The sequence below is a fragment of the Desulfomarina sp. genome (assembly GCF_054039375.1).
Genome location: NZ_JBPLBA010000119.1, coordinates 1 through 4,656, shown reverse-complemented (window position 1 = coordinate 4,656; position 4,656 = coordinate 1). Strand labels below are relative to the sequence as shown.

Sequence of the window (4,656 nt, the reverse complement as noted above, 5' to 3'; positions counted from 1 at the left end):
CACCGTCCTCTGCAGGATGCTGTGGATGCGCCCCGTCTGTATCTGGATGAAAAATGTTTGCAGCTTGAACCCGGGTATGATCAGTTTGCAGTCAAGGCCTTGAGAAAGGTAGTGGAGGTGAATCTCTGGCAGAAGCAGGGAGTCTATTTCGGAGGTGTCCATGCCGTTATTCCCGGTGTTGAAGGCGCAGGTGATCCCCGGCGTGGTGGAGCCGTGACAGTTGTTGATCATTCATAATTTTCTTTCATATCGAAAAATGGAATAAAACAGCCGGGCTGGAGCTCTTACAGTTAGTACCCAAGATGGATTGTAATTGTTCACAGGCACCCCATTTTCACGGTCTCTTTAGTCCGCATAGGCAGGCTATAACGAAGAAGAGCCTGCAGAAATCTGCAGCACCTGTGAGTAATTACTATGGATTCTACCTGGAGGCCTCATGGTTCTGTTGCGGCGAGTTGATAAAAAGAGATTCAAGGAACTGACTTATCCCCATCTTGAATTCCTTTTCAATGTTGCCGTAAAATACAGTGGTAACCGTTATGATGCAGAGGATCTGGTCCAGGAAACAATGTATTCAGCATATACCAGGTTTACCCAACTGCGTGATGACAAGAGCTGCAGGGCCTGGCTCTTTACAATTCTCAGAAATCATTTTCTCAAGGAAAGAAGGCAGTTCCTGCGGCGTCCCTATCTGGATGACGGGACGAGTTATCTCAACTATTTCAAGGATGAGAAAAGTTCTGGCTTCGTTGACAGGATTATTGAGAAGGATGCCAACAGGAAGCTCCACAGAGTTCTCTCCTGAATACCTGAGAAATTTCAGTCTCCCCTTATTCTTTATTATATGGATGAGATGACCTACCAGGAAATAGCCGAATACCTGAATATTCCCATCGGTACGGTTATGTCCAGACTGGCACGGGGCAAGCAGTATCTGAAAAAGGGTTTGCTGCGGCTTTCGGCCGGAAAAAAGGGAATGGGGAAGATTATTCATTTCGCTGGATAGGGGAAATAATCTAATGCTGCAGGGATTGAGAGCGGGATTCCTCAATGAGGAAAAGTGTTAAATGTCCAGCTGAGCTATGCTGGGCTAGGAGGGTATTTACCATGAATTGCACTACCTTCACCTCCTGGCTGGAAAACCGGGATGTCCATGATTTGTCCGAGGCAGACAGGGCGGTAAAACATGCGACGCGATGCGCCAAATGTGCACAGCTCTTGCAGTTTGATGAAGAACTTGAAACATGTATCACCGAAATGTTTCGTTATGAGAAAGTTGATGGCGGACTGTACGGCAGGATAGATAGATGTCTGGATTTGCCCGTGAAGAGGGAAAGAATAAAACGTGGACTGGTTGCATCTATTGCCGCCATTGCCGCAGTTATTGTGATTTTTTTTCTTGCTCCCTCTCCCGGAAATTTTTCTTCAATGGGAGAACTGGGGAAATATGTAGCAATGGAACACAGGGATCACGGAAAAATCCTGCCGATGTATGAAAAGATTGACGATATGCAGAAGTGGACTGTGGAAAATCTGCATTACCCCGTAGTAGTAAAACAACTGCCAAAGAAGAATCTGAAAATTGTTGGCGGAAGAATCTGTTATATCAAGAACTGTGACTTCGCTCATTTGCTCTATCAGGACAAGTCCAAAAGTATTTATTCACTATTTGTTGTTTCAGGCGATGAGATCGGTTTTTATCTGGAACCGGGACGAATCTATTCGCTTAATGTGGCAGGTGTCGAACTGCATATCTGGCAGCAGGAGGAAACAGTTTTTGCCCTTACTGGACAGGCCTGAATCTACATGCCGGATTCAGGGAAAATCAATCAGCTCAACTGGAAAAACATGCCTGCCTGGTAAACGGCCACAGCCGCCAGAAACGCGAAAATTGTATTAAAGCATATGGAAAAAAAGGCCCATTTCCATGAAGATTCTTTTGCAATACAGACAACGGTGATAAAACAGGGGGCATAAAACATTATAAAAATCAGGGCGGAAACGGCGACAACTTTGTTCCAGCCAGGGTCTTTTTTCAGGCGTTCTCCGAGTGTTTCTGTTTTTTCAGTGTCCACATCTCCCATGGAGTAGGCTGTACCAAGAGTAGATACTATAACTTCCTTGGCGGCAAATCCACCAATGAGAGCAATATTGGTACGCCAGTCAAAGCCGGCAAGTTTTGTCAGCGGTTCCAGTGCACCGCCGATTTTTCCGGCGAATGAATGTTGCAGGGTGGCTTCTTTCTCGGCGTTATCTATGGCTGCCAGTCTCATGATCATGACTGGATTATTTTCAGCAGGCGGGCCATTTTCCGAATCATTAAAAGAAGCTATGATTTTCTGTCGCTGCTGGTCAAACATTTCCTGCTGTTTCCCGTCAAGGCCAGGGAAGGTCATCATGGCCCAGAGCAGAATGGAGATGCCAAGGATGACCGTGCCGGCCTTTTTTATATACTGGTAGGTTCTTTCCCAGGTGTGGAGAAACAGGCCGCGCATGGTTGGAAACCGGTAGGGCGGCAGTTCCATGACAAACGGAGTCGGGACACCACGCAGGACCGTGGAGCGCAGGAGCTTGGCGGCCAGAAGGGCCACAAGCCAGGCGAGCATGGTGAAAAGAAACATGTAGCGAGCCTTGTTTTCGCTGAAAAATGCACCGATCAGAAGGGCAAGGACTGGAAGTTTGGCGCCGCAGTTCATAAACGGTACCGTGAGCAGGGTTGCCATTCTTTCCTTGGGTGAGCGCAGGGTTCTTGTTGCCATGACACCGGGGACAGCACAACCTCCGGCAATTCCCCCTGAAACAATGAACGGCATGACTGATGAACCATGCAGACCAAATATCCGAAAGACCCGGTCCATCATAAAGGCAACTCTTGCCAGGTAACCGGAATCTTCAAGGACAGCAATACCGAAGAACATGAACATAATAAGGGGAACGAAACCGAGAATACCCCCTACACCATCAATAACACCTGAGATTATCATTGATTTTATCAGGCCGTCCGGAAGAGTGGTTTCGATAATTCCGCCAAACCAGGCAAAAAATGATTCAAGCAGAGAAACAGGCAGTTCGCTCCAGCTGAAGGTAAACTGGTAGAGCCCGAACAGGATTAAAAACATGATGACCGGTCCCAGCAACCGGTTTGTCAGAACCTTGTCAATTTTATCAGAGGTGTACAGTCTGTCTGTTTCGTAGGTATTGATCTGTACTCCCTGTCTGATGATAGATTTTATATAGCCGTAACGCTGATCTGCTATAATTGCCTCCGGATAGACATCAAGAGTTTTTCTTGTGTGGTCGGCAGCCTTGCCGACAATTTTTTCCAGCTGTTCCGCCACATTTTGATCCTGTTTCCGGCCCTTTTTCAGAATCTGCTCATCGTCTTCAAGGTATTTGATAGCCGTAAATCTTGGGGGATACGCATCGGTAATGAATTTATTTTCCGAGATGACCTTCACCAGTTCTTTTATTGCAATATCGAGGTCCTCTCCATAGGAAATATTTCTTGATTGCCAGGGGGCTTTTCTATCAGCGGTCCTGATGGCTTCTTCAAGAAGCTTTGTTTTACCGAATCCAGAGCGGGCGATTACAGGGACAACCGGCACTCCTATCAGTTCCTGAAGTTTTTCGACCTTTATTTCTATTCCCCTGTCTCTGGCAACATCTATCATATTGAGGGCGATAACCAGGGGAACTCCCAGTTCAAGAAACTGGCATGTAAGATAGAGGTTTCTTTCCAGGTTGGAACTGTCAACAATATCAATAACCACGTCCGGCCGCTCGTTGACCAGGTAATCTCTGGCGACCAGCTCTTCGGCAGAATATGCGGTCATGGAATAGGTTCCCGGAAGATCGGTAATGGTCATCCGTCGTCCATCATGGACTATGCAGGCCTCCTTGTGGTCAACAGTAATGCCTGGATAGTTTCCCACATGCTGCCGGGCGCCGGTTAATTGATTGAAAAGAGTTGTTTTTCCGGCATTAGGGTTTCCGGCGAGTGCGATTTTAAGTTGCATGACAGTTAATTTCTGTTGGAGTGAAAGGGAGACAGAGGGTCAGGAATCCTGGTCTACTTCAACCTGGATATATTCAGCCTCGTTATTTCTAAGTGTCAGGATGGAGTTGAGAACGCGGATGGCAACAGGATCCCTGAGTGGAGCCCGGCCACAGACTGAAATTTCGGTTCCGGGAGTCAGCCCCATTTCCCGAAGGCGCCGGCCGAGTTCTCCGGTTACTGTAATGGCCTTGATAATACCACTCTGGTTCTTTTTCATGTTTCTCAGAATCACTGTATGCATTTTTGTTTTTTTGTATTTTATTCAAACATAAAATCGGTAATCGGATGGTTTTCCAGGAGTTATCTGAAAATCCGTGATTCAGGGTTGTACCGCTGCAGGTTCGTGCAGACACCCTGACCACTCACTCTTATTCCCGCCTGGTATTGCAGGATGATGATCCGCATGACGAACAGCAGTCTGTACAGCAAGGTACACCTTTTCCCTGGACAACACTTTTCCATTGCCGGTAGTATCTTCGGCAGATGAAAAATATACAACCGGCTATGATAAGCAGAATGGAAAATTTTTCAAACATATATATCACCATTAAAAATTAGGCAACCCTAAATTGAAGGGCAAAATAAAAGGACACTCTTCG

5 protein-coding genes and 1 pseudogene are annotated in these 4,656 nt (G+C 46.6%); 4 read left to right on the top strand and 2 right to left on the bottom strand.

Features of this window, described 5'->3' with window-relative positions; all coding sequences use genetic code 11:
- From ACXLDX_RS06840 to ACXLDX_RS06825, 4 genes and pseudogenes are all read left to right on the top strand, one after another.
- Positions 1-237 (top strand): annotated as a pseudogene (locus ACXLDX_RS06840) (gamma-glutamyltransferase); the annotation flags it as partial.
- 199 nt (positions 238-436) lie between these two features.
- A complete protein-coding gene (locus tag ACXLDX_RS06835; protein WP_457576444.1) occupies positions 437-805 on the top strand; it encodes an RNA polymerase sigma factor in 369 nt (122 codons plus the stop codon).
- Complete coding sequence (locus ACXLDX_RS06830) at positions 806-1,006, top strand: RNA polymerase sigma factor (protein ID WP_457576445.1); 201 nt, start codon at positions 806-808, stop codon at positions 1,004-1,006.
- Positions 1,007-1,107: 101 nt separating this feature from the next.
- Positions 1,108-1,800 carry a hypothetical protein gene (locus ACXLDX_RS06825; RefSeq protein WP_457576443.1) on the top strand — a complete coding sequence of 231 codons (693 nt, stop codon included), beginning with the start codon at positions 1,108-1,110 and terminating at the stop codon, positions 1,798-1,800.
- A gap of 29 nt (positions 1,801-1,829) precedes the next feature.
- Here ACXLDX_RS06825 and feoB read toward each other — a convergent pair whose 3' ends face one another.
- Entirely contained in the window at positions 1,830-4,016 is a 2,187-nt protein-coding gene (gene feoB, locus ACXLDX_RS06820; RefSeq protein WP_457576442.1) for a ferrous iron transport protein B, read from the bottom strand.
- Between the two features lie 39 nt (positions 4,017-4,055).
- A complete protein-coding gene (locus tag ACXLDX_RS06815) occupies positions 4,056-4,298 on the bottom strand; it encodes a FeoA family protein (RefSeq protein WP_457576441.1) in 243 nt (80 codons plus the stop codon).
- Positions 4,299-4,656 lie beyond the last annotated feature (358 nt).